Below are 25149 nucleotides of genomic sequence, written 5' to 3' on the forward strand. Positions count from 1 at the left end.
GTCGGCCGCACGCTGACGGCGACCTAGGAGGGGTTCATCTGGACGGCGATGTAGCGGAGGCTCACCCATCCGTACTTGCCGGCATTGGCTCCGCTCCTGACCTGTACGTAGGCCCACGTGTTCGACCGCCAGCAGCGCACCGTGAGCTTGGTGTCCTCCTGCAGCAGACCGAGGGAGGCGTAGCCGGTGCCCGGCCCGGACCGGAGGTTGACGGTGGTGGAGGCCCAGCCGGTGTAGTCGGCCATCTCTTTGGTGCAGGAGCCCACGGCGCTGGCTGGGGATGCGGCCATAGCTCCTCCGCCGAGGAGGAGCGCCGTGGCGGCGGTTGCAGTGGCGGCCCTGCGCATCAGACGTCGCATGTGTCTTCCTTGATGAGTTGGGTCGGGTGATGCCCGGCCCGTGGCCGGGACGGAGGGTCGTCGGGCGACGCCTCCCGTTTGCGGCTGCCGTGCCTGGACATCAGGAGGTCGCGGCGCTGGCGATCTCGACTGGCCGCGTCGGCCAGCAGAGGGAAGTGGCTCGGCTGGAGGGCTTTGAACCGTGATCTGGCGGCGGGTTAGTACACGGCGCGGGTGTCGGCCAGGTCCCAGTTCTTGGTGGCGATGCCGTCGTCGGCGACGTCCCAGCTGGCCGTCGCGTCCCCGGTCCAGTTCGGGGCCTTGGTCTTGACGAAGACGACGCCGTAGCCGGACGCGCCTCGAGGGAAGGTCTTGCTGCCCTTCTCGGAGTTGTTGATGTACGAGGCGATGTCGCGCCACTCGCAGGTGCCGTATGAGCAGGGCTTGACGATGGTCCGGCCGTGCTCGGCGCGGGAGAGGACCTCGAGGCTGTTGAACCGCTTGCCGCCGATGAAGCCGCTTGTGCCGTCCCAGCTGATTGCGCTCAGCCAGGTCTCGTAGTAGCGGTAGCGCCCGGATATGGCGGTGCGCTGCATGCAGATGGTGGCCTTCACGGTCACGTACGGCTTTCCGGGCAGTGCGAAGGACCGGGTGGATGTCTTGCACTGCTTGGCCGGGGTCGCGGCCTGGGCAGGGGCTGCGGTGGCCAGGGTGACGCTGGCGACGGTTGCGGTGCCGAGTGCCATGGCGACGGTGCGGGTGAAATTGGACATGCCAGGGAAGCCTTTCGGTGGATTCAGCGCATATAGGGCGCGCGAAGGCGTGCTGATGGGCGCCATGTCGCAGCGCTTCTGCGGCGTTGAGGTGTGATCGGGTCGTCGGCGCCTCAGTGGCGCGCAGCGGGGCAGTGAGCGCTAGTCCCAGCCGGGGTCGTTGACCGCGGTGTCCCGGTTCAGCGCGCTGGCGGATCCAGAAGCGAACGTCGAGCGCGAGGGCCTGGCAGTGCCTGAGTCGATGTCGGAGACGCCTGCGCTGATGTAGCGGAAGATTTCAGCGCGGGCTGATGCCCAAGGGCTGTGGATGGTGTGGCCGTGCAGGTGAGGGCGACGGCAGCGCTGACCGCGGTCAGGCCTGCGGTGAGTGCGGGGCGGCACAGAGAAAGCACGAAAGGGGGCTCCCCTCGGGAAACGGGGAGCCCCTGTGCCGTCCATGACAAGCCAGTCCAACTGCCGGGAGATCTATCGGCCCGGCGGTGGGCAGGTCTATCCTGTACGCGGCCGGCGTGGTCGCACACACCAGCTGGAGCACCCCAGTGTCGAGTTGGTCCTTGATCACCGGGTTGTGCATTGCCTCCGGGCGAGGCTTTGGTGGCCGTTCCTCCTGCGAGAGGGACGGTCATCAGTTGTTTGGTCGGTGGTGCTCGGCTTCCGGAGCTGGTCGCAACAGCTGTCGGGAGCCGGGAGGTCCAGTGGCGAGCTTCGCGGCTCGCCCTAACCCTCCAGTCCTTGTTGCTTCGAATTGAGCGGGGGTGCCGCGGCAGGGTGCGGCACCCCCGCTGGGCCGAGTGCCCGTCTGCAGGGGGATGGAGGACGGGCTGTACCGATGGCACGTTCGAGAGGGATGAACGGCGGCGGCCTCTCGGCCAGGCTCGCGTGCAACCCGCGGGGGAGGGCCTCCCCCGCCGGTGTGCCGCGAGGCTGTAGGCGCCCCGCGCTGTGGTGGGGCGAACCAGCATGGTGGCGGTATCAGGATGGGTCGATCTGAGCGGAGAAGTCGCCCAGGCTCACCCAGCCGTCGCCTGTGCTAGGCCCAGGTGGGACCGCTGGTGACGTCGTCCTCGTCGTGCCATGTCGGGTCCCTCTTGACCGACTCGGAGCCCGGGGCGGCGAGGGCGGCGGCCTCTGCCGGGCTGATGCCGGCAGCTGCGATGGCGTGGTGTCGAGAAAGCATGGTTAGTTCCCCTCGGACATGGGGAGCTGCTGCGTTCAGGATGCAGCCGATTCACGTAAGGCGGTGCCGTGTGGATCGGAGCATGCCTATCCTGTGCAAGGCGTGGTTGCGTCACGCCTTGTTGAGCGCCCCAGAGTTGGATGGTTCTGTCGCTGGTGGGCTTGACTCGCTTGACTGAGTCACCGGTGGCCGTCTCGTCATGGGGCGGCCACTGCTGGTTGATCGCCGGCGGGGCCTTTCCAGCCCCGGGGCGACCGGTTCAGTGCCCCATGGCAACACCGCCGTCCACAGGGATGACAGCACCGGTGATGTAGGGCTGGTCAGCGATGAAGCACACGGCAGCGGCGATCTCTACCAGGACCGAGCTGCCCTGAGCCTGTGTCATCACGTCTCCCTACGAAGGCCCCTTCGGTCCCCCGTGCTGTGTCGCGCACGGTTGCAGCAGGCAGCGTGCCCGCGTTTGCACCCGTCATTCGGATGATCGTATTCGCGTACGGGAAGTCATCCTTTCGGACGCGGTGAGCATTAACAACGGGAACTTAATCTCCGGTAATTCAGGTCCTGATGTTAAACCTTCAACTGATCGGTGGCGCCTAAAAGGTAGGGCAGGCTGACTTTGCCCCCATCCAGTGGCCATGCCCTGTCTGGCGGCTAAGGGAGGAAACGCTCTTCGGTATCCCGCCAGAACTCCCCGAGCCGAAACGCGTCGCCCGAGGCGATTCCGAGGGTGTCGTAAAGCGGGCGGAGGTGGTTCTGCACGGTCTTCACGTTGACGCGCAGGCGGTCAGCGATCTGCGACTGGGACTTGCCGGCGCTCATGTCACGCAGGATCCTGCGCTGCATCGCCGTGGTCACGGTGTCCTGCGTCGGCCGCACATGACCGCCCATCCACGGCTCGGCCTGCGACCACTGCTGGCTGTAGAACTCTCGCAGAGCGGCGACCATGCCCGGGTTGGTGACTTTCCATGCCGTCGTCCGGCTGAGGCGTCCGGGCCTGTGATCGGGGATGACCGCGAACGCGTCATCGACTCCGACCACTCGGAAGAACCCTCCTGGCAGGGTGCGTACCTCCGCGCCGTGCCTGGTCACTTCTGCGGCCCAGTCCGCCTGTACCTTCCGTGATCGCGCCCTGTCCAGGTAGATCGTCCGCAGCCCGATGCCCCGGTCGAGGCGTTTCAGGTCCCCTGGCAGCGACTCGGTCATGGTCTTCTCGTCGCGGTCATGCGGGTGGGACGTCCATACCTCCGTGCGAGCCTCGTTGAGCGCCCGCTGAATTTCCGCGTTGGCCAGGTCGACGTTGTCCAGGAACTGCAAGCCGCTCTCGCCGGCCACGGCCCAGTCGGGCATGGTGTCGACGAGGTCGCCCAGCCGCTGGATACGCCTCACGGCCTCGCCTATGGACTCCACCTCGCGGTGCACGCGGCCCCTCCACACCTGGTGCGGGCCCTGCAGGAGGTACTGGTTCTCGCCCCATATGTTCGGTATCGCAAAGCCCGATTCGAGCAGCTCGTCCAGACCGGGTTCACCCGGGTCGGCGTGAAGGTTGCCTTGCTCGAGCCGGCCGCGCTCATAGAGGGCGCGCGCGGCGTCGGAGAGCCTTGTCGGCCCGTGAGCATCCGTCGTTTCAGTACCATCCGACACGTTTTACCCCCTGCGTGTTGGCGAACTTCGCTTGCACGCAACGGTTTTACCTTGTTCCCGGCGTGGTGACCATGGAAGCTACACATGGGGGCGTTCTCGCAGCTCACGAGGGCAAAGTTGGGCTGCAGCGCTACCAGGTGCGGTCGTGTGCGCGAAGCAGGGGGGTCGGCGCGGTGCGTCGACCAGGCAGATCGCGCACGTTCCGCACGAGGGCTTCGACGAGAGGGAACCCATGAAGAGATTCCACAGAGCACTAGCGAGTGTCACGGGATCAGCCGCGGCCGCCGCCGTCCTGTTGGGCGCCGCTGGGGGCAGCACGGCAGTCCTGGCGGATCCGAACTGGGGCAAGGTGCCGGCAGGGCAGGTTGTCGCCGCGCCGCAGGACCCGAACTGGGGCGTGGCTCCGGCATCGGCTCCTGAGGATCCGAACTGGGGCTGACGACCTCCACATCGCATCAACGTGTCGGCCGCTCGGGAGCCGCCCCCTCCCCGAGCGGCTGGCTCCGACGTAGCCACACCAACGGGGAACTGTCATGAACTTATCAACGAGCTTGGGGAGTCAAAGCCGGACGCCGACACGTGCGCAGCCTGTGGCGCCGGATGTACGAAACAAGAGGGACGGGGGACGTGTTGTGCAGCGTGACGGTGATGTGCTGCAGCAGATGCTGCGGGCTCGCAGGCGGGCCATTGCGCCGGAAGACGTGGGCTTGCCGCCGCGACCGTCCAACGGCCGCCGCGGGCCGAGAGTCGCCGGCCTTACCCAGACCGACGTCGATCTCCTGATGGCCAGGGGCGTCGGCACGTACCAGAAGGTCGAGTCGCGCACGCTGCGCCCCTCGTCGGAATACGTACTGGAACTGGCGAGAGTGCTCCGGTTCGGGGACAACGAGTACAACTACGCCCACCTGGCGTTCCTCGGGACCGAACCGGTTCTGCCGCTCAACCCCGACGCCGGTCTGACGGTCCCGCCGGCATGGCAGCGAGCGTTGGAAGGGCAGAGGGAGATGGCATACGTCAACGACCGGCGCTACGACCTCCACCTCTACAACGCGGCGTTCGCGGAGATGTTCCCCAGCGGCGAACCCCCGTCGAACACCATGGAGTGGATGCTCCTGTCCGACGAGGCGAGGGACTTCTGCCTGGAGGACTGGGACACCGAATGGGGGCCCCGTGTCATCCCCCAGTTCCGTGCCGCCCTCGCCGCCCACTCCGACGACCCGGTCCTCAACGGCATCCACGAACGGATCCTGAAGGACAAGCGGGTACGGCGACTGTACGAGCGGGGGGAGGACGCCTACATCCACCCGGACGGTGACCGCAGGCCACTGCACCACGCACGACGTGGACGTGGCTTCGCGACGATGATCGCTGCGCAGCCGCTCAGCTCACCGGGAGCGCGGTCCATGACGATCCTGTTCGACCCAGGGCAGGCCGCAGCGGCCTGATGTCCGGTCAGCGTCGCCAGGCCCGGCGCCGGGCAGTTCCTTGCCATGCTTTGCGGGATGGGCTCGGAGCGTCGTCGGCCACGGCTTTGGTGGCGCTGCAGGGATGTGGCGTCTCAGGCGATCCTTCACGTCAATGTCGTTATCTTCCGCGTGACGGGCCATATGGACAGGTCTCTTTCCTGACGGTCAGTTGGGGCTCATTGTGCAGAGAGATGACGGACATAGAGGATGGGTTCGGTCCGCTCCCGGGAATTCGGGGTGGTCGTTCAAATTGCAGACCAACGAGGGGGGCGCGGTGGCATTCGTCAACCGTCCAGGGATCGTCGACGCGGCATATCAGGTCTCGACCGACGAGATAGCAGACGACATCAGAAGGGCTCATCCTGGGCACCCGAAGATGGCTTCCATCATGCGAATCGCAAAGACCGTTGGTGTCAAGCGAAGACGATTCGTCCGGCCCCTGGAGGAGGTGTCCCGCACCGAACACTTCAAGGACCGCAACGAGCGAACGTTCGCGGACGTCAGTGCCCTGGGAGAGCGCGCGGCCCGAAGGGCTCTGGACGAGGCGGGCATTCAAGCCAGGGACATCGGCACGCTCATCACCTTCCACGCCACAGGGCTGGCGATCCCAGGGCTCGATGTCCATCTCACCAACGCTCTCGGCCTGCCTGCGACCGTCATGCGCATCCCCATGACCCAGCTGGCCTGCGCGGGAGGGGCACATGCCCTGGGGATGGCCGCCGACTTCGCCAAGCCCGGGCAGCACGTCCTGGTTGTCGGCGCGGAGGCCCTCAGCAGCGTCTACCAGCACACCGACACAGGGCTGCCAGCCATGATCTACAAGATGCTGTTCGGTGACGGCGGAGCGGCCGCCGTCGTCAGCACGGAACCGCTGCTGCAGCCCGGCCTGTTTATCGAAAGCACCTGGACTTACCTCCACCGCGACAACGGACGGGACACCGTCGACTACTACAAGCTCCGCGCCGACCACACCGGTTACCACTTCGACTCCACCCCCACCGCGGTCAAAGCCGTCTCGAAGGTGGTGCCGATGCTCCCCTGGGGACAGGGCGACGACCTCTGGGACCCCGACTTCGCCGTCATACACCCCGGCAGCCCCAAGATCATGGATCTGATCGTGGCGACCGGTGCCTGCTCCGAGCAGGCGCTGCGACACTCACGCACCTGCCTGGAGGAAGACGGGAACACCGGCGGGCCGGCCGTTCTACGAATCCTGGCACGCACCCACGACGACCCGCCACCCAAGGGAGCCGAAGGGCTCCTCTTCGGGGTCGGACCCGGCTTCAGCGCCGCCGCCTCCCGCACTCGATGGGCGGCCGGCACGTGATCCCCTCCTGGTGCCGGTCCGCCGCACAGGACGGTTCGTGGGGTGGCAGCGCGAGAGGCGTATCTCCAGCTGGCGAGCCGTCTCTGTGTAGCCCAGATACTCACGAGAAACCTTGTGGCCGCGCCGCTCGATCACGTAGTCGTCATCGTCGGGTGTTCCGAACCCACCGCTGAGGCAGTTGTCCGCGTGTGAGGGCTGGGAGGGCCTCGGGGTGCTGCCGGGTGCGACAATCTGGCCGTGTCTGAGGAGTTGTCGCGGTGGTATCGGGGCCGTCTGGTCGTGGGACCGTTCAGGCCGTTCGAGGCCAGTGAGCTTGAAGTTCTCGAACGGGAGATCGGGCTGCCGCTGCCTGCTTCGTACCGCTTGTTCCTGGAGACAGCGGGCGGGGGAGCCTCCCGTACTCCATACGTTTGCCTGCTTGTGAACCGGAGCCTTTCCAGAGTTTCGACGACCTCTACCAGCTCGGCCGCGACGACGATGGCGAATACGGCTGGGGCACCTTGCTCGGCGAGTACCGCCGCAGCCGTGATGGCTGGCTTGCCAATGAGGTCTCGCTGGCCGGCCTTCTCCCGATCGCCCGCAACGGCGGTAGCGACACCCTGTTCCTGGACCTGAACCCGGCCACGTATGGCCAGCTCCACGCCTTCGTGCATGGCATCCCTCACCCCGGATACCTGTCGAAGGGGGTCTTCACCAAAGTCGCTGACGACTTCGACGCCTACCTCGACGGCCTCGTCGCGCCGTCCGGCAGAGGTCCGGCCCCCGCTTCCAGCTCCGATACTCCACGACGCACGGTCGTCTCGCTGACCTGCGCGATCCGCGCTACCGCCCGTATGCCGCCGTGCCCGAGTAGCCGGGCCTCGGTAGCCAGGGCCAGCCGCCGCTGCCGCTCGTTCAAGTGCGGCAACAACACCGAGAACCTGCACTGGAGTTGGGAAAGTTCCCCAAGGCCGTCAAGAAGATCGTCGATGACGAGGACGAGCTGCTGGCGTTCTACGACTTCCCCGCCGAGCACTGGATCCACCTGCGGACAACCAACCCCATCGAGTCGACCTTCGCGACCGTCCGTCTGCGGACCAAGGTCACCAAGGGGGCTGGCTCCCGGGCCGCCGCCCTGGCGATGGTTTTCAAGCTCGTCGAGTCCGCCCAGGCCCGCTGGCGAGCCGTGAACGCACCCCACCTCGTCGCCCTCGTAAGAGCAGGGGCCCGCTTCGAACGAGGCGAACTCGTCGAACGCCCCGAAGCTCACGCAGCCTGAACTACCCCACGATCCACCAGGATTTGACTATTCCTCATGGCACAGGGCATTCAGCGATAGATGGCCACGCTCAGCACCAGTTGGCCGCTGTCGCTCCCCTCTCTGCGTACTGCTTCCGCAGTCGGGTGACGGTTTCTCTGCGGGGGCGAGTTGCCGTGTAACGACCCTCGGCGCTGCGTCATGAGGCCGACATCAACCGTCGCAGCCACTGATCACGGCAACGTCGAACGACCACCGTCAGGTCGACGGCCCCATGGTCGTGCTGCCCGGACTGGACGCCGCGATGGGCGGCCTCCAGTCAGAGATGTTCGAAGGCCGGAGGGCGGTGTGGCTACGCCGGGCCGAGCTGTTGAAGCATCACCGCGAAGCGAGGCGAGTCCGGGAACGGCTGGCGCTCGCCGACCTTCCGGTATCCCCACGATTCGTACAGAGCTTGGACTCTCGGATGCTCGCGGTCGACCAGCAGCACCGCCAGGGCCTCCGGCCGGACCTCCAGGAGGGCGGCGTGCAGCCGCTCAGCGGCGCCGGTCTTGCGCCATTTCGGCCGCACCATCAGCTCCGACACGGAGAACGTCGAGGTATCTGAGGGCGGATCGGCAACGTGCTCACGCCACCACTCGTGCCCCGGTGTGGCCGGGGCTCCGTAGGCGAAGCCGACCGGTTCGGTGCCGTCGTAGCCGATGACGCATGCGAACCCTTCGCGGCCGCCCCAGTGGTCGACGAACCAGGGGAACCTCTGAGTGAAGAGGTCGCTCATCGCGTGCGCGTAGGCGTCGGCGTGCACGTCCAGCAGCGTTTGCCGGATGGCGGGGAGGTCGTCGTGGGAATAGTGCCGCAGGCCGGTTGCGGTGGTCATGCGGGGCTCCATCGGGTCCGGTATCGGTCGGCCCAGTCTCGTGCCACGTTGGCGGTGGGCGCGAGGGTGATGAGGTCTCGGTGAAAGTCGCCGAGAAGTGAGCGGATGCGTCCGGGGAGCGAGTCGCCGTCCATGATGGAGAAGACGTCCGCGGTGGTGGCACACGCCTGTTCCAGGTCGCCCTGGTGGAGTTGGGCGAGCGCGAGGCGGGCTGTGGCCATCGCCCGGTTCCGGCGGTAGGTCTTGGGCAGCGTCGCGAGCGCCTTGTACGAGGCGGCTTCGGCGTCCGCAGCATTGCCGAGCCGGTCTCGAACGATGGCGGTGATTGCGTACAGCTCGGCGGGACCATAGAAGGCGATCCAGGACGGGCGGGGCTGCTCCTGGTCGGCTTTGCCAAGGGCCTCCTCTGCGTAGCCGAGCGACCGCAGTGCTGCGCGCCGGTCGCCCTGGTTGTTGGCGTGGCCGATCGCGGTGCGAGCGTGGGCGAGGGAGGCGTAGAGCGGGTCGCGGCGGGTGATGGCCGTGGACTGGGCGGCCTGAGCGGCGGCGATTGCCTCGCCGTACTCCTTGCGCTGGCGGGCGTGGAGCGCGCGTAGGTTCCACGCCTGCATGAGTACGGATGAGTTCTGGGAGAGTCCGGCCAGGGACACGGCGCGGTCGAGGTGGACGTCCGCCTGGGCGAGTTGCCGGGCGTCGATACAGGACCATGCGGCGATGGCGGTGAAGTCGGCCGCGATGCTGAACAGCCGCTGGCGAATGCGCTGAGTCGTGGACCGTTTCTGTAGCTCGACCGCTTCTCGCGCGCTGGCGAGAGCAGCTCTTTCGAGGGCGGCGTGTCCGCCGCGCTCGGCGTCAAGTGCGGTGAGGGTGTCGAGCTGGGCTCGCAGCTTGATCACGTCGGAGGTGCCGACGGCTGGGCGGGTGGCGAGGAGGGGGACAGTGGCGGCAGCGGCGGCACCCCCAGCGCCAGCGAGGAACTTGCGGCGGATCACGTCGGGGTCCTCCTGTGGCGGTGCGGGTGAGTCCGGGGGATTGAAGCCCAAGTCCTCTGCGGTGCATCCGAATACTGCCTCTAACGCCTGCCGCTTGGCACGGTGGGGCCAGCGGGATTTTCCGGTCAGCCACGTGCGCACCGTCCGCTCTGCCACGCTGTCCCGCTCGCCCGCGTCGCTTAGTGCCGCGTTGACAGCGTTGGCTAACTCGCGCTGTGAGAAGCCGCGTTCGGTCATCGCGATCTTCAGTCGGAAATTATCGGCCACGCACTCACGGTAGCCAGCCAGCATGCGGCGTGGAGCGTGGCGGGCGGAAATTTCCGGGTGCCTGCGACCACCAGCACCCGGTTTTACCTCCCTGTTTCTGCCGCGCGGCCGTTGGACTGGACGTGAGCGGCCCGCCCCTCCGTCCTGTGAGAGGGGCGGTCCGCACCTCCGTCCCCGACCACGACGAGGCCGCTATGCCCACGACGAGCACACCCCAGGAGAAGCCCCGCACTCCCCACGCGCCAGCCGGCGCTGTGCTGTACGTCTGTGCCGAGCGGAGGCCTTCCGCCCTGACCCTGGCAGCTGAGCGTGCCGAAGCGGAGGGACGTGGGCTCGCCGAGACCTGTGGCCTGACCCTCGTGGACGTGATCACGGACCCGTACGGGACGGCTGACCCTCAGCAGCGCGAGGGCTGGCAGCGCGTACGCGGCATGGCCGCCCGGGGCGAGATCACCACCGTCATCGTCAGGTGGCCCAGCTCGATCAGCCCCCGTTGCGACTTCCGGGCCTCGGAGGCCGCCGCTCTTGAAGAGTCCGGGGCCCGAGTGCTGTTCTCCTGGCCGCCACTGGCTAACGGGTCGGTTGGGCGATGACCGGCGCGCGGTGGGCCGGGATTGCTGAGCCGGTCGTAGTTGCCCCTCGGCACGCAAAGCCCCCATCACTCGGCCTCGGTGACCGGCTGCGTCTACTCCTCATGTTGCCGGTGGCGTCGCTCGCCGCTGGTGTGGTGGCGACGGACGCGCGCGCCTTGGACCGCCACGACGTCGAGACGTCGGAGCGTGTCGCGGACTCCTGGGCTGACCCGACGTCGACCACCACTTGGCCGGACGTCGCCGCCCGCGCATGCAGGTGCGGGACGCGGCCGTGAGCCGCCACCGCTGTGGAGCAGTAGCTGCCGGGCTCCGCGCCTCATCTGGCCGGCGCCCACGCCGCCGAGAGCGATTGAACAGCCCGCTCCTGCGGGCTCGAACTGGAGGTCATAGTGATCGCCTATCCGTCCAATCCCGCCGTCGAGCTCCTCGGCGCCCGCCACCTCCACCTGGTGGAGACGGCGCCGCCTGAACTCACGGACGTCCAGATGGCTGCGATGAACAACAGGTGGGAGGAGATGGTCGCGGCCAACCCAACGCTGTTCGACGGGCCGGTGGTGGTGTGCACCGGAGTGGAGTGGAAGGACTCACAGACGTTGCTCATTTCGTGGTGCCGCGCCACATACCGGCTCCTCGTCCTGCGCCTGGACCCCGACCACGGTGTGTCGGTGCCCTCGGTGTTCGTCTCTGTCGCCCGTCCCACGAACGACGATCACCTGCTGGTGGGGCGTATGACGGCGTCAACCATCGGCTCCGGGCGCTGGCAGCTGCCCGGCGGCACGGTCGAGCCGCCCACGGGCAACGCCAGGTTGGACGTTAATGCTCTGGCCCGGCATGCCGCTCGCGAGCTCGCCGAGGAGACCGGAGTCGGAGTCCCGCACCGCAGCCTGGAGTTGTGGGCGGTGACCCGCGGGAACTGGGAAAACATCGGCATCCACTTCCGGGCGCCTGCCCGGCCGGCCGACACGCTCAAGGACGCCTACGCGGCGCTCGCCTCACGTGAGATCGAGCAGGGCCGCGTCCCCGAACTGGACCGGATCGACTTCATCCGGTCGGAGGCCGACCTCGCCACTCTGGATGGTTCATCGATCGGGCACGGCAACGGGCTGGGCGCCTCCCCCCACCAGGACGGCCACAGCAAAATCAGCGACCACGAGATGCTCGCCACCGCCCGTGAGTCCCTCCCACACAGCCAGATGGCCGCACTGATGCTTCCCGGCTGGGCCACCAGCGACGACCTGCACAACGCCGCATGAACTGCGCGTTCTGCCCGGAGCCCGACGCCGACGTGTGTATCCGGGACTATCCGGCAGCATCAGGCCCCGGGTTCTCGGTGTACGCACACCGCCGCTGCGCAGCAAAGCGCGGCGTCACCCCCCTGTTCACGTACCGACACCCCGGAGCGTGCATCGTGAGCACGCTGATCACGGCGGCCGAGTCGATCCTCGGTGTCGACACCGAACCAGGCGGCCCCTCCGCGCAGCAGTACGAGGCGCACTGCAGAACGTGCGGCGAAACATCCGGAGCAGCCGAGGGCGAGCGACTGCCCGCCGAGCTGTGGGCGTTGAAGCACACCGGCCGGCATCCCTCACACCGCATGTACCAGGCCGTGCAAACGTCGCATTGGCGCGTCACCCCAGCGCCGGGCAACCCGTACCGGGGTGACGCGTCATGAACGGCCCGCAGCAGCAGCAAACCGGCGAGCAGCGCCCCGCCGAGCAGCCGAGAACGCTCGACGTCACCGAGCGCGAGCTCGAACTGCTCTTTCTCTGCAGCGACCTCGACGCCCTCGCGGCGGCGATCCGCGATCAGGCCCGGCGCGCCGCCCGATGACCGGATCGGTGCCCCCAACTCTGCCCGCCAGTACCGGCGGACCGTGCGGGCAGGCAAACTGCACCACATCCGCCGATCCATGCACGATCCCACCACTACAGGAGGTCAGATCATGAGCGACAACGGCAAGCACGCGGGTCCGCCGAGTGACAAGCCGTGGACGCCGCCGCCGACCCCGCCGTCGCCCGACGGCAGCGGGGCCGGCAAGGTCACGGAGGACTGATCACGTGACAACTGCCCAACTGGGCGGGCACGCCGCGCTCGTACAGCAACTGCACGAGCGGGGACTGCTCGACGACACATGGCGGAAGGTGTGGGAGGCCGTACCGCGCGAACCGTTCATCCCCGCCCGCGCATGGCGGCAGGAACCCGACCACTGCGCGCCGCTCACCTCGCCCGCCGAGCGGCTCGCGCTCATCCACAACGACGAGCCAGTCGTGATTCAGCTCGACGACGGCGTCGACGGCGGGCCCGGCATCGCGACGTCGTCGAACTCCCAGCCGAGCATGGTCGCCCGCTCGCTCGGGCTGCTGCAGGTCGACGACGGCGCCCGCGTGCTGGAGATCGGCACCGCCTCGGGGCACGTCGCCGCGCTGCTATCCGAGCGGCTCGGCGTCGAGCGGGTGTTCAGCATCGAGCTCGATCCCACGCTCGCCGCGCACGCCGAGGCAGCGCTGCACGGCGCCGGCTACCGGCCGAACCTGCGCTGTGGAGACGGCGAGCAAGGGTGGCCCAAGGCAGCCCCGTTCGACGGCATCATCGCCACCTGCGCACTGCGACACGTCCCGCGCACGTACGTCGACCAGGTGCAGCCCGGCGGGGTCATCGTCGCCCCGCTCGCCCGCGAGTTCTGGAGCGGCGCCCTGGTGCAGCTCACGGTGCAGCACGATGGCACCGCGGCCGGCCGCTTCTATGGCGGCGCGTCGTACATGCCGATGCGGTCGCACCGCGCCGTCGAGGGCGCCCCGGTCGACAGCTCGACCGTCCGCATCCGCCGGACTGCTCTCGCCATGCCCGCGATCCTGCACCTCGGGTTCGCCCTGTACGCCGGCGCCCGACTGCCCAGCGTGAAGCTGTGGCATGCCACGGGGCAGGCCGGCGTGCAGGTGTGGGCGCAGCACCCGGACGGCTCGGCGGCGACCGCGGTCGCGGGTGATGTGTGGGAGTACGGCCCGCGTGATTTGTGGGCCGAGATTGAGCGCACGTACCGCGACTATGTCGCCCTCGGCTCGCCCGACGCCGATCAGTTCGGGCTCACGGTGAGCGCCGAGGGCGAGCACCTGTGGCTACGCGGCCCCGGCCAGGTGATCGCGCCGATACTCGACCCGCTTGGGTCGAAGTAGCCCCAAGACCGCCCCGGCCCGCCGATCCCCCGCGGCTGGCCGGGGCTTTTTCGTGTCATCTGAACGCGCGACGGAGCCCGTCCCGGGAGGTGTGCGCAACGCGGGCGGGGGCTCGCTTCTATTGCACCCCGACCGGCGGGCGGCTGCGCCTTGCCCGAGTGCGCACGGATCGGGCCGGAGGCACCCTGGAATCGTGATCCCTCCGCTCGTGATCGTGTACCCACCGGATGACCAGGGCTCCCGACGGGTCCGCATCGACGGCCTGATCATGGGCCGCGCGTTCAGCCCGTCGGGCAGGGCTGGAGCCGGATACGGTCGATCTCACCGACTCGGCGTTCGTGGAGTGGCGCGGAGGCGGCCTCGACGCATGGGCCGCCCCCGACTGACCCTGAAATGCGTCCGGACCAGCCCGATGCCACGCTGGCGACATGGCCGATCGTGTCCACATAGTCGTGCATCCCGTGTCGCCGATCGGCGGTCGGCGGGTCACCGCCCACATCCACGGCGAGGACCTGACCATGGGGATCGCGCACGGGATGGACGACCTGGTGGAGTTCCTGCGCCGGGCGGGCCTGCATGCGGACGGTACGGAACTCGCCAACGCCGAATTCGTCGACTGGCTGCGAGATGGCCCGGAGGTGTGGACGAACCCGCCGCCCCTCTGACCTATGGCGCGCTCAGGCCTGCCTCACCTTGGAATCGAAGGCTCGCGAGCCAAGCCGCCGAACCCACCCACCCAAGCAGGGCCTCGCGCAGGGCTCGGGTCAGGCCTGGTGCGCGGCGGGCAAGGAGCTCGATCCCTCGGTGGTTTCTTGTGAGCCTGACCGCTTCGGCCAGTTCACTCCCAGCCGGCCAGTGGCACCCGCATCCCGGTAGGGCTATGTGCTTCGCGGGCGTCGTACCCGCCTCCGTACGGGCTTTCGAGGCGCTGGTCATTCGTACTCCTCCAGAGTGGGGGCGGGGTCGGCGTGGCTGTGCTCGGCGAGGAAGGAGACGACGCGGCCGAGTTGTTCGGCGACGCGGTTGGTGAGCTGGCTAAGGGGGAGTGCCCTGGCGTTCGCTTGGGCGGCCTGCTCCAGCGCGCCGACCTTCTGTGGGCGGGCCTGAGCGGCGAAGACCTCGTCGAGATGCGGACCGCGCAGCTGCACCGGCCCGACACGGCGACCGTGCACGTTCAGGGAGACGTAGTGCTCGAAACGCTCCATGGTGGCGACCCGGTCGGGGCTGGGGTTGTCCCCCCACTCGGCGGTGATGGGCGCGATCGCGGACTTCGACCCGGCGGTGGTGGCGAGTGTGGAGGCGTTCTGCACCAGGGACAGCCGCACCGGCGTGGGCAGGCGGGCCAGCAGCTGCGTCATGCCGTGGACCTGGCATTTGTACTTGCGGAAGTCCTCGAACATGGCGGCGATGGTCTCCGGGGCCGCCCCGGTCAGCGTGATCAGTTCGTCGAAGTACGGGCGGAACGGCACCCGCTGGTCCTCTGGGGTGTCGCGGCGCGAACGCACCGCCCGCAGCAGGTCGCGGGCGAGCAGCGCGGTGAGCAGCCGGTCGGTGGGCCCGTTCCCGCCCGGGCACACCCACACGATCATCCTGGAGTCCATCGCCGCGCGGATGTTGTAGACCCCGACCGGCTGCCCGAGGAACGCCCGGGTCACCGGGTTGGCGGCCAGCCGGGCGATGGGGTTGACGACGACAGCGAATGCGTCGGGCGGCAAGGTGGGGAACACCACCTGCCACCAGGAGCGGGTCTCCTCATCCAGCCGACCCGCCACCGCCGCGAGCGCTGCCTTGCGGAAGGCGGCATCGCTGAGCAGGGCCCGCACGTGGAAGATTGTGGCCTGGTCCTCGGCACGGCCGGCCTGGCAGGCGGCCTCGTTGACCGCCGCCAGGACGGCCAGCGCGGCGGTCAGGATGGTGATCGCGCGCGGGGCGGTCGCATCGTCCCAGCCCAGCGCGGAGGCGTAGGCGTCGGCGATCGCTTCGACGACCTCGTGCGCCGCCTGGCCCTGGTGCATGCCGAGGGGATTCCACGAACTCACCCGCGCGGAGGGGCCGAGGCCGTTGAGGTCGATCAGCGCGATCCGGGGCATGAGGGTCTCGTGCGCCAGGAACGTGGTGGCGCGCGGCCAGGAGTCGCGGTGGGGGTCGAGGAACATCAGCCCTCCGCCGGCATGCGCCCAGCCGATCGCCTGTGCCAGGGCCCGCTCCGTCTTGCCGCCGCCCGCTTTGCCGACTCCGACCTCGAACAGCGTCTCCTCGGCGTACGTGGCGATCAGGCGCTTGCGGCCGTCCGGGCCGCGGTAGATGCCCTGCAGCAGCAACTGAGGGTCGCCGTAGGCGAAGGTGGGCAGGTCGCCGGCGAGCAGCGGCATCCGGCAGTGCGTGGTGGGAGGCTTGAGCAGGCCGGTCAGCTCTTCCAGCCGGACCCAGTTCGCGCGCGGCGGCTGGCAGTGCCCCAGATTCCAGCGGCGCTCGAAGCCACGGCGCGTGGGCCAGTGGTCAGCGCCCACCCGCCACGGTCCCAGGCGCCACCCCCGCATGGCCCACCGTGAGCGGCCGCCGAATACGTCGAAGGCGGCCTGGAGTTGGGCGAGCCGCGCCTGCGCGCGGCCTTCGGTGTTCGACGCGCACATCACGAGCAGCTGCACCCGCACGAGGTGGTCGTCATCGGCGAGCTTGCCCAGCGCCTCAGCCGGCTCCACCCGACGCGGCACCGGAGGCATGACCAGCCGCCGCCCTGCTCCTCCTCCGTCGGGCCTGTCCTTGAACAGCTGCTGCAAATGCCAGCCCAGGGAATCCTCAATTCCGCTTGCGTCCCGCCGCAGCCAGCGGGCGGCGCGCTGGGCTTCCCGCCGCTCTCTGCGGCGCGCGGCGCCCATCAACTGAAGGCGGCGCGCCCGCAGCGCCCACTTGGGGGCGCGCTGGATGTCGAGCCGGACCTCGGCGAGATCACCCAGCTCCGCGCGCAGGTCCGACACGGCGTCGACGAGCGGCTGGAGCGGGTCGGGGTTGAGGGGCACTTCTCGCAGTGGTGAGGTGAGCTTGCCCCGCAGGATGAACTCGGCCCTCACGGTGTGCTGACGCGGCTCGTCGACGATCGGCCGGACCCGGTTGACGGTGACGTCTGGCCCGAAGGGGGTGATCGACAACAGCCGTTCACCCCCCGCCGGGCCTTCGATGCGGTAGCGCAGCGGGCTGGAGCCGTCCGCGCGAAGCCGGATCTGCACCGCCTTCGCCCTGCGCGGCGCCCACCAGGGCATGGCCGTGGACGCCCGGGCGAGCTGTACACCGCGGCGGAAGATCTCCTCCAGGCCCGGGGCGAAGTGCCGGACGGGGACGAGCTCCAGGGCCATCCGCTCGGCCGAGGCCCGCGTCGCGAGCCGGCGGACCACCGCTTCGCCCACGCCCCAGGTCACGGCGACGGCCAGGGCGAGCAGATACCAGTGGTCGTAGAGCCAGTAGACGGCGCCTGCCAGGTCGGTGAACAGGCCGAACACCTGACTGGCCGCTGTCTCATCGGCCCGGTCGGTCAAGGCCGGGGCAGCAAAGTCCACGTAGTGGCTCCCTTCTTCAAAGTCGTGCGGGTGAAGTAGAGGTCGGTGATGCGGCCGTCGGTGAAGGTGCCGCCCCGGTCGGCGCCCGCCCACACCAGGTGCACCACCGCCCGGTCGCCCCGACCCTCGCGGCGGGCGATGGCGGCCTGGATGCGGAAGCGGGCGGAGGCGAATGCCGGCGCGATGGCCTGGTCCGGGTCGCCGAAGAATCCCGGCCACTTCGCGCGGCCGATCCCGGTGGCATCCGCTCGCAGAAGCTCACGGCCAGCTGCGAGCAGATACCGCTCGTCTTCAGCGGCGAGGTCGGCGGGCCAGGCCGCCTCCAGCGCTCTTTGAATCTCCTGGTCACCGGCAACGCCCTCCCCGTGCGGCGGCAGCGCCGATGCACTGACCAACCCCGTCGGCGAGGCGACGGCGGTGGCTGCGGGCGGGTCCGCCTCCGTCGGGTGCGCGCCCGCAGCGATCGCTGAGCGTGTCGCTGGGACGGTCGCGACCGGGTCGGATGGGGCAGCGGAGGAACTTGAGCCGTCGGCAGGCAAGGACAGCAAGGCCATCCCCGTCACGGCCAGGACAACGGTGGTGATCAGCAGCAGACGCGGCGGCCTGGGCAGGGACGGCGTCATAGCAGTCGTGCTCCTCCCGCGAAGCCGGACATCGCGTCGACCGCGTCCAGGCGTATGACAGTTCCGGGCCGGGCGGCGTTGATCATCTGGCCGCCGCCGACGTAGATCCCGACGTGGTGGATCGTCGAGTCGCGGCCCAGGGCATAGGCGTAGAAGACGAGGTCACCGGGCTTGAGGGCGCTCTTGCCGAGGCTGGCGGGGATCCGCTGGCCCACCCCAGCCTGCGCGGCCGCCGTACGCGGCAGCTGGATGCCGGCCTTGGCGTAGGCGTACAAGGTCAGCCCCGAACAGTCGAAGCCCTTGATACTCGCGCCGCTCTTCCCGCTCGGCGAGCAGCAGATGCCGTACGACTTGCCTTTGGCGTTGCCGCCACCCCAGGAGTACGGCACCCCCCGCTGGGAGAGCGCGGCCTCGATCACCGTGCGGACCGTCCCGGAGACGCTCGTCAGGTTCGGGTCCTTCGCGGCCGCCGTGTACTGGTCGATCCAGCCCAGCACGTTGGTGACGTACTCATTGGAGTGGTTGTACTGCCAGATCGCGGCCTTGAGCTGGGCGCGCTTGGTCAGGTCACGGCCGTCGCCGCACAGGTAGATCGCCGCGCCGAGCGCTGCGTCGTCGGCGTTGTGCGGGTCAGCAGTCTTGTCGGCGCCTGCGTCCTTTCCGACGCCCTCCCAGGTGGCGGGCAGAAACTGGAAAGGGCCGACAGCGCGCTCCCCGTTCGCGGTGCCGTCCCACCGGCCGTTGTCGGTGTCCGGGAAGACGGTGGTGTTGCCCCCGGCACCGGAGCCATTGAGGAGCACCCCGTAGATGCGTGGACGAATGTCCCCGTTGTCGGCGATGTTGCGGCCGACGGCGTGATGGGACTCGACCCTGGCGATCCCTGCGAGGATCGGCCAGCGCATGCCCTGACACTTCGGCACATGCTTTCCGACCTGCTGGACGGCGTTCTTGTAGGCGCGCAGCATCCGAGGCGGAATGTCCGCAGCCGTGCCACCCTCGGCGATCCCTCCGTCGTCCTTGGCACCCGTCTTCATCGCGACGTACGCGCTGATCGCGTTCCCCACCGGCGCGGCACAACACACGGCGGCGAACAGCAACACCACCACCACACACCCCCACCGCGCCATGCGGCGCCGGGCCGGCCTCACTCGCCCTCACCGCCCTCCGGATGGCGATTCCGCTCCCGGCGCAGTCGCTCAGCGTCGGCTGCGGTCCGGCGCATCAGCTCCTGGAACCGTGCTCGCGCCTCGTCACGGGTGCTGCTGCTCGTGCTGCCGCCTCCGGGCAAGGTCGGCCCGGGCCCAGTCGGCGTGGGGCTTGCCGGACGCCCGGGCGCACCGCCCCCGAGCCGCGTCGGGGACGTCGGCGCGGTGCTGCCTGCGGCCGGAGTCGGCGCGCTGGGCCGATCGGAGGCCGGCCGCGTACGGGCCGTGGAACTGGAGGAACCGGTCGGACGGTGAGCTGGCGTGGGCCGGGTCGGCAGGCGACGGCTGACGAAGGGGCCGCGCCCGCCGCTGTCATCGGTGTTCTCCCGCAGGACCTGGGACACATGACGCCCCGTGTCCGCCCAGGCCCGGCCATCCTCGCGGACCGTGTTGCCCCACACCCGCACCTGCTGGCGGGCGTCCTGGGAGTAGCGCGAGCTGCCCGACCGTGCCCGGCGGACGTTGGCCGGCAAGCCGACAGTCGCCCCGTACGCGGTCCTGCCGCCCCGGTGGAGGATGCGGTACCCGCGGAAGCGGACCAGCCGGTTGTGGGCGCGCGTCGACAGCAGCGTGCGGTCGGTGTTCTGGTCGTGCAGTACACGGCCGGAATTGCGGTCGACGACCTGCCCGTCCTCGTTGCGGTACCGGTCGGCCGGGCCCCCGGGCCGACGCGGCCCCGTGCCGCCGTCTCCGCTACCCGACGGGCCGCCTGTGTCCGGGTCGCCGTCGGCGGTGACCTTGCGCCACTTGGCCAACTGTTCCTTGTCCGGCCGGCGGCCGATCAGCAGCCAGTGCGCGCCCTTCGCGCCGAGGCGTGCTCCCAGCCCGCCCACGGCCGCGGCCGCGGTGAGTGGGGCCAGACCGCGTCCGGCTTCGGCGGTGGCGTCGGCGAGGATCCGGCCGGTGTCTACCGGCATGCCTGCGCCGTCGAACATCGAGGTGAGCGCGCCCATCAGCCGCTGGCGGGTGCCGAGCATCCCGAACCGGCCGCCACCGCCGCCGGTGAAGGCGCGCAGTCCGCCGCCGAAACCGCCCATCGCTGCAGGGGAGTTCATGGCGAGCGCGGCGCCGAGCTCGGACGTGTCGCCGGGCATATGGGTACCGCCGACCTTGGCGTAGCGCATCCGCATGGCCATGCGCCGGCCGAAGGAGGTGATGCCGGTCAGGAGTCTGCGGTGCCCGGCCGCGCCGGCGATGGCGAGGACGTCGATCAGGAGGATTCGCTCCACCATCAGGTCGGGCCCGTTGGTGATGGTGGCGTCGACGGCGATGCCGAAGAACGGCACGAAGGCGGAGATTCCGACCACGGACAAAACGGCGATACCCCACAGGGAGAGCCACTTCCACACCGACTGGCGCGCGGGCCCGGGCAGCATTCCCGCGATGAAGGTGACGCCGCCGGCGGCTGCGGCCCCGGCGCAGATGCCCTGGGTGCCGAGCAGGACGATTGCGCTCGACAGCAACATGCCGCAGATGAACAGCGCGGCGATCAGCAGGAGCGCCACCCCGCCGACCCGCCACCACGTGGGCTTCTTGGCGTACTCGGCGCTGGCCTTGCCTACCTCCCCGGCCTTCTTGAGATCCGCGAGGAAGGCAGCGAATTCCCTGTCCTCCTCGCTGACCACGGGGCTGACGGTGTCCAGCAGCTCGCCGCCTGGAGTGAACTCAGGCAGACCTCCGTCGACGGCGCCGGCGTCATTGCGGCAGTACTTCTGCGCATGCTCTGGGAGCAGCCTGCAGGGATCGTCCTTGTTCTCGTCCTCTTTCTTGGCGTCGTCGCCGCTGCGGCAGAACTCTTTGGCGGGCCCCTTGACGATGCTGCATGCGTCCTCGTCACCATTCTTCTTGGCATTGGTCTTGTAGCCGCCAGAGACCCACCTCAGATGGACGGCGTAGGCCTTGCGGTCGGAGGCCTTTGCCGGGTCGAGGATGCGCCCGTACTGCAGCAGCATGTACGGCTTGACGACGAGCGCGTTGGTGACCGAGTCCTGGATGGGTCGGGCAACATCGGCGGCGTCGACCGGCTTGTTCGCTTCGCGCTCCAGACACGCCCTTTCCGCCCCGCCCGTCATGTTGAAGCAGGGTCCGCGGCTGGCGAGCTTGCCGCCCCAGTCGTAGGAGTTGACGCTCTGCTGGGCGACCTCGGCAGCCACCTGCTGGGATTGGCCCAGCGGGCCGTCCTGGGAGAGCAGGGTGTCGGGGCGGACGAATGCCGAGGCTGCGAACGCGGCGATGAGCAGGGTGAGGAAGATTTCGCCCAGACCGCGGCCGACGCGGCCGCGCACGATCATGAACCCGGCGAACACGAACGCCCAGGCCAGCAGCAGACCCTTCAGCCCGAGCGTGTCGACGACCACGCTGGTGTAGGTGTCGGCGACCTTCTGCGCCGGGCGGGTGAGGATCTTCAGCAGCGGGAACCGGAAGGCCACCTCGATCGCCCACCCTGAAAGGCCGACCATCATCCGGATCAGGGTGAACAGCCCGGACAGGGCGAAGGCCAGGGACTGGGTCCTGAAGCTGACGATGGAGCCGCCTTCGGCGTTCAGCTCGTACCCGTTGATCGGCACCCCTTCGGAGGAGGTGATGTTCAGCGGGGCGAGCAGGTCTCCGGTCTCGCTGTTGCTGCTCGCCGCATACACGACCTGGCTGTTCACCATGACGAACACGCCGGTGAGCATCACGATGAAGCCGGCCGACCGGAGAGTGCCGCGGTCTGGACGGAACATTTCAGCGCCGCCTTTGCCCAGCGGCGCTGCGGTGCCGCCACACCATGAGGGCAGCCAGGCCCGCGCCGGCCGACACCACCCTCCACGCCGCTCCATCGGCACTGGGGCGCTCTGCAGAGGCAGAAGCCCTGGTGCCGCTCACGCAGTACGCCTTGGCCGGGCCCACGATCAGGTCGCACGGGTCCTGGTGCGCGGGGCGGGCGTCGGCGGCGAAGGCCTGCCCGGCGCGCGGCCACCACGCCTCCGGCACGCTCGCCCCGAGTGCCAAGAGGAGCACGCCGACGGCGACGACGATCACGGTGAGGACACTCGCGGCCGCGGCGACACGCCGGGAGCGGTCCCAGGAAGAAGAGGTCATCAGACGTGGTCCTTTGGACGGGCACTCACGGCCGCACCGGCAAGCGGCTCAGACGCTGAAGGCGAGGCAGTGCCCGTGCGGCGTCCTGGTGTGGTGGTGATGGACGTGGTGATGCGCTCGATGCGGGGGATGCCGACCTTGACCCGGCCGGTGTTCTGCCGCGGGCAGGCCAGCAGGAACTCGCCCTCGCGGCCGCGTCTTCCCACCGGGGACAGGCCGGTGGTCACCAGCCGGAGCAGCTCAGGGTCGTTCGCATCGAGTCCGATGAACTCCAGCCCGCGCCGGGCGCGCTCGCGATCGGCGGTGCGGGCGAGTGCGCGGTAGGCCATCAGGCCGCGGTCGGGGCCGAGTTCCTCGGCGTCGTGGGAGGCGGCAAGCAGGCCGGCGCCGTGCTTACGGCCGTCGTGGAGGATCTCGTGGATCAGGGCGGTGCCCTCGGCGGAGGAGGTCAGCCAGTACAGCTCGTCCGCGACCACCGTGGTGAACCGCTCGGGGTCCTCGAACGCGGTCTGCCGGGCGATCGCCGCGATCAGGTAGAGCACCGCGCGGCCGATCAGCGCCTCCAGCGGCTGCTGGTGCAGGACCTCGGGCTTGTCGAATGCGGCCTTCGGCGGCAGCTTCAGACCCGCAGTGGTGATCACGATCATGTCGGAGGCGCTGGAGGCGTCCAGCCGCACCGGCGGCAGCGTCGGGTCGAAGACCATCCGGGCCAGGGAGTTGGTGGCGACGACGCGGATCAGACCAGCGAGGGTGCCGGCCGCGTCCTGCCGCTTGCCCACCTCGCGCGTGGCCATCTCCTCGAGGACCTCCAGCACGCGGTGCATGGACGGCTGCTCGCCGGCGGCGGCCTGCTCGACGGCGTGGTGCAGGACCTCGCCGTTGGTGCTCATCGGGCCGATGCCGAGCTGCAGGGTGAGGTAAGACAGGGCGTAGTGGCGGCCTTCGGGGCCGGTAAACATCCGAAGCGGGTCGATGGACACCTCGGCCCGGGCGGCGTCGATGATCTGGACGCGGCCTTTCGCTGCCGCGCGGGCGAAGGTGGCCCACTCGCGTACGGGGGTGCGGTCGATACAGATCGCGCAGCCGCCGCGCGCCCACACCGCCTCCGCGATCAGCTTCTGCAGGACGCTCTTGCCCGCCCCGAGATCCCCGACGATGCCCATCGAGGCGGAAGCGTCCACCTTGGGCGCATCCGCCACATTGATCATCACGGGACGGGTGGTGCCGCAGTCCAGGTCGATGCCGAGGAACATCCCGTTGGGGTCTCCGACCTCGCCCACGGTGAAGGCGCCGCCCAGGGCCCAGTCCTCGGAGATCTGGTGCTGAGTGAACTCCCGCACCACACCGGGCCGCACCGTGCCGGGCAGCCCGAGAGTGAACAGAGCCTCCTGCAGGCCTGCCGGGCGCACGGCTCGGTAGTCGGCGCCCCCGAGCAGCGCGGCCAGGGCACGCGCCCGCGCGTCGCAGACCGCGGCGGTCGGGCCCCACACCGTCAGCACGGTGACGGACTGCACCTCGACCTCGACCGACGTGCGCGACAGACGTGCGTCCAGCTCGCCCAAGTCGCGGGCGGCCTCGGTGAGCGAGGCAGGCATACCGGTGGGGCGGGCGTCGTACTGGTCGGCCTGGTCGATCAGCTCGTTCTTCTTGCGCCGCACCTGGTCCCGCGCCTTCTCAGCCGCTACCAGGGTGAGATCGACGGCGTAGTCGACGGGGAAGTCGAGGGTCTCCAGCTGGGCGAACAGGTCGGCGGCGCCCTGGCTGACCGCGGGCGGGCACTCGGCCAGCGCCAGCTGCGCCTGATAGCCCACTCCGGTGTCGGACTCGACCTGAAGCCAGCGCCGCCGCAGCGGAGAGGCCGCCTTCAGCCGCCACCAAGCCTTGCGGCCCGACCGCGTTATCTGGCCTGCGTTCTTGAGCTCGTCGACATCGTCAAGGGCGGGGCCGATGCCGCCTTCCTGCAGGCGTACTTGACCGAGGTCGGCATAGCTGGGGGAACGCAGCACGCCATCACGGATCCGCCCGCCCAGCAGATCGCTGGCTTCGGCCTCCGCCAGCAGCGGCTCCGGCAGCCCGCGGTGGAGGGCGTGCTGGATCATCCACACGATCTCCGCCGGGCGGGCCGGACGAAAGGCGATGCCGCCGGCGAGCGCGGCTTCCACCCGCAAGGCCTGCTCGCGATAGGCGGTCACCTCGCGCCGTGCCACGGCCGTCGGCCGCATGCCCAGCATCGGGGACAGCTCCGCCCACGCCGCGCCGAGCGACGCCGACACCTGCAGGCCCACAGTCTCGGTCTGCAGCGGCACGGCCAGCCAAAGAGTGCGGCGGTGCATCTCCTGGTCGTCCAGAAGATCCAGCGTCGCTTCGACGTTCTCCACCCACGGATGCGGGCCCTCGCCCGGACCCGTTTCGGCCGGCTCGATGCCCTCGATCATGCGCAGAGCGATCTCTCCTGGATCGACCTGCGCACACAGCCCGAACAACCGCGGCGCCCCGGACAGGGAGCGAATCAGGTGGGTGATCTTGGCGAGCTGCTCGTCGCGGACCGCCGCCGGCACGTACGTGCCCTGGACGGTCTCCTCGCGACGGCCCTGCGCGTCCGGCCCGGGATGCAGTCGGTAGACGCTCCACACGCTGCCGTGCGTCGACCAGACCAGGTGCCCGGCGATGTGACGAATCGGAACCCTCACCGCACACCCCCGCCCTGCTCGGTGAGCGCGAGCAGCTGCTGCACACCCGACACCGGCCTCACCGGCGCCGCGGGAGCAGCCGGCGCCCGGCGCCGGCGGGCGGACGAGCGCGGCATGGCCCAAGTCCGGCGC

General features: G+C 69.4%; 20 protein-coding genes and 3 pseudogenes. 9 read left to right on the forward strand and 14 right to left on the reverse strand.

From position 1 onward, the window contains the following. Positions 1 to 23: 23 nt before the first annotated feature. The 5 genes and pseudogenes from ACWGI8_RS05830 to ACWGI8_RS05850 form a co-directional block, all read right to left on the reverse strand. On the reverse strand, positions 24 to 359 hold the full coding sequence (locus ACWGI8_RS05830) for an SH3 domain-containing protein (protein WP_453658861.1): 336 nt from the start codon (positions 357 to 359) through the stop codon (positions 24 to 26). Between the two features lie 197 nt (positions 360 to 556). Beyond that, complete coding sequence (locus tag ACWGI8_RS05835; RefSeq protein WP_453658862.1) at positions 557 to 1111, reverse strand: hypothetical protein; 555 nt, start codon at positions 1109 to 1111, stop codon at positions 557 to 559. Between the two features lie 1030 nt (positions 1112 to 2141). Beyond that, complete coding sequence (locus tag ACWGI8_RS05840; protein WP_453658863.1) at positions 2142 to 2288, reverse strand: hypothetical protein; 147 nt, start codon at positions 2286 to 2288, stop codon at positions 2142 to 2144. Positions 2289 to 2547: 259 nt separating this feature from the next. Further along, positions 2548 to 2640, reverse strand: a pseudogene (locus ACWGI8_RS05845) (beta-ketoacyl-ACP reductase); the annotation flags it as partial. A gap of 299 nt (positions 2641 to 2939) precedes the next feature. Beyond that, on the reverse strand, positions 2940 to 3929 hold the full coding sequence (locus ACWGI8_RS05850; protein WP_453658864.1) for a LuxR C-terminal-related transcriptional regulator: 990 nt from the start codon (positions 3927 to 3929) through the stop codon (positions 2940 to 2942). 782 nt (positions 3930 to 4711) lie between these two features. Between ACWGI8_RS05850 and ACWGI8_RS05855 the strand changes: the two genes are divergently transcribed. Further along, on the forward strand, positions 4712 to 5374 hold the full coding sequence (locus ACWGI8_RS05855) for an MmyB family transcriptional regulator (RefSeq protein ID WP_453658865.1): 663 nt from the start codon (positions 4712 to 4714) through the stop codon (positions 5372 to 5374). 409 nt (positions 5375 to 5783) lie between these two features. Further along, positions 5784 to 6722 (forward strand): PhlD, encoded by a 939-nt coding sequence (locus tag ACWGI8_RS05860; protein WP_453658866.1) that lies wholly within the window; start codon positions 5784 to 5786, stop codon positions 6720 to 6722. A 748-nt stretch (positions 6723 to 7470) separates the two neighbouring features. Here the strand turns inward: ACWGI8_RS05860 and ACWGI8_RS05865 are convergent. Then, positions 7471 to 7692: pseudogene (locus ACWGI8_RS05865) on the reverse strand (ISAzo13 family transposase); the annotation flags it as partial. Here ACWGI8_RS05865 and ACWGI8_RS05870 point away from each other — a divergent pair. Further along, positions 7660 to 7980, forward strand: a pseudogene (locus ACWGI8_RS05870) (transposase); the annotation flags it as partial. The pseudogenes ACWGI8_RS05865 and ACWGI8_RS05870 sit on opposite strands and share 33 nt — an antisense overlap. Before the next feature lie 331 nt (positions 7981 to 8311). Here the strand turns inward: ACWGI8_RS05870 and ACWGI8_RS05875 are convergent. Both ACWGI8_RS05875 and ACWGI8_RS05880 read right to left on the reverse strand, forming a co-directional pair. Then, positions 8312 to 8836 (reverse strand): N-acetyltransferase family protein, encoded by a 525-nt coding sequence (locus ACWGI8_RS05875; protein ID WP_453658867.1) that lies wholly within the window; start codon positions 8834 to 8836, stop codon positions 8312 to 8314. After that, on the reverse strand, positions 8833 to 10095 hold the full coding sequence (locus ACWGI8_RS05880) for an XRE family transcriptional regulator (RefSeq protein WP_453658868.1): 1263 nt from the start codon (positions 10093 to 10095) through the stop codon (positions 8833 to 8835). Before ACWGI8_RS05880 ends, ACWGI8_RS05875 begins: the two co-directional genes overlap by 4 nt. Positions 10096 to 10289: 194 nt before the next feature. Here ACWGI8_RS05880 and ACWGI8_RS05885 point away from each other — a divergent pair, with 194 nt between their 5' ends. From ACWGI8_RS05885 to ACWGI8_RS05910, 6 genes are all read left to right on the forward strand, one after another. Beyond that, positions 10290 to 10688 (forward strand): hypothetical protein, encoded by a 399-nt coding sequence (locus ACWGI8_RS05885; RefSeq protein WP_453658869.1) that lies wholly within the window; start codon positions 10290 to 10292, stop codon positions 10686 to 10688. A 389-nt stretch (positions 10689 to 11077) separates the two neighbouring features. Continuing rightward, positions 11078 to 11941: an NUDIX domain-containing protein gene (locus ACWGI8_RS05890; protein ID WP_453658870.1), complete on the forward strand. Its 864-nt coding sequence runs from the start codon at positions 11078 to 11080 to the stop codon at positions 11939 to 11941. A gap of 155 nt (positions 11942 to 12096) precedes the next feature. After that, positions 12097 to 12360 (forward strand): DUF7848 domain-containing protein, encoded by a 264-nt coding sequence (locus tag ACWGI8_RS05895; RefSeq protein WP_453658871.1) that lies wholly within the window; start codon positions 12097 to 12099, stop codon positions 12358 to 12360. Further along, positions 12357 to 12518 carry a hypothetical protein gene (locus ACWGI8_RS05900; RefSeq protein ID WP_453658872.1) on the forward strand — a complete coding sequence of 54 codons (162 nt, stop codon included), beginning with the start codon at positions 12357 to 12359 and terminating at the stop codon, positions 12516 to 12518. The genes ACWGI8_RS05895 and ACWGI8_RS05900 overlap by 4 nt, the downstream gene beginning before the upstream one ends. 227 nt (positions 12519 to 12745) lie before the next feature. Continuing rightward, entirely contained in the window at positions 12746 to 13861 is a 1116-nt protein-coding gene (locus ACWGI8_RS05905) for a methyltransferase domain-containing protein (RefSeq protein ID WP_453658873.1), read from the forward strand. Between the two features lie 428 nt (positions 13862 to 14289). Continuing rightward, positions 14290 to 14526, forward strand: coding sequence for a hypothetical protein (locus ACWGI8_RS05910; protein WP_453658874.1), 237 nt, complete (start codon positions 14290 to 14292; stop codon positions 14524 to 14526). Positions 14527 to 14793: 267 nt separating this feature from the next. On the opposite strand, the gene ACWGI8_RS05915 is transcribed toward ACWGI8_RS05910, so the two are convergent. Genes ACWGI8_RS05915 through ACWGI8_RS05940 form a run of 6 tightly spaced genes read right to left on the reverse strand, consistent with a single transcriptional unit; the run spans position 14794 to position 25017 of the window. Next, positions 14794 to 17415 (reverse strand): ATP/GTP-binding protein, encoded by a 2622-nt coding sequence (locus tag ACWGI8_RS05915; protein WP_453658875.1) that lies wholly within the window; start codon positions 17413 to 17415, stop codon positions 14794 to 14796. Continuing rightward, positions 17391 to 18038, reverse strand: coding sequence for a hypothetical protein (locus tag ACWGI8_RS05920; protein ID WP_453658876.1), 648 nt, complete (start codon positions 18036 to 18038; stop codon positions 17391 to 17393). Before ACWGI8_RS05920 ends, ACWGI8_RS05915 begins: the two co-directional genes overlap by 25 nt. Continuing rightward, entirely contained in the window at positions 18035 to 19144 is a 1110-nt protein-coding gene (locus tag ACWGI8_RS05925) for a C40 family peptidase (RefSeq protein ID WP_453658877.1), read from the reverse strand. The genes ACWGI8_RS05920 and ACWGI8_RS05925 overlap by 4 nt, the downstream gene beginning before the upstream one ends. Positions 19145 to 19182: 38 nt before the next feature. Beyond that, positions 19183 to 21969, reverse strand: a complete 2787-nt coding sequence (locus ACWGI8_RS05930; protein WP_453658878.1) for a hypothetical protein — start codon at positions 21967 to 21969, stop codon at positions 19183 to 19185. Position 21970: 1 nt separating this feature from the next. Then, positions 21971 to 22327: a hypothetical protein gene (locus ACWGI8_RS05935; protein WP_453658879.1), complete on the reverse strand. Its 357-nt coding sequence runs from the start codon at positions 22325 to 22327 to the stop codon at positions 21971 to 21973. Continuing rightward, on the reverse strand, positions 22327 to 25017 hold the full coding sequence (locus ACWGI8_RS05940) for an ATP-binding protein (protein WP_453658880.1): 2691 nt from the start codon (positions 25015 to 25017) through the stop codon (positions 22327 to 22329). Before ACWGI8_RS05940 ends, ACWGI8_RS05935 begins: the two co-directional genes overlap by 1 nt. Positions 25018 to 25149 lie beyond the last annotated feature (132 nt).

The organism is Streptomyces sp. NPDC054841 (assembly GCF_053611045.1).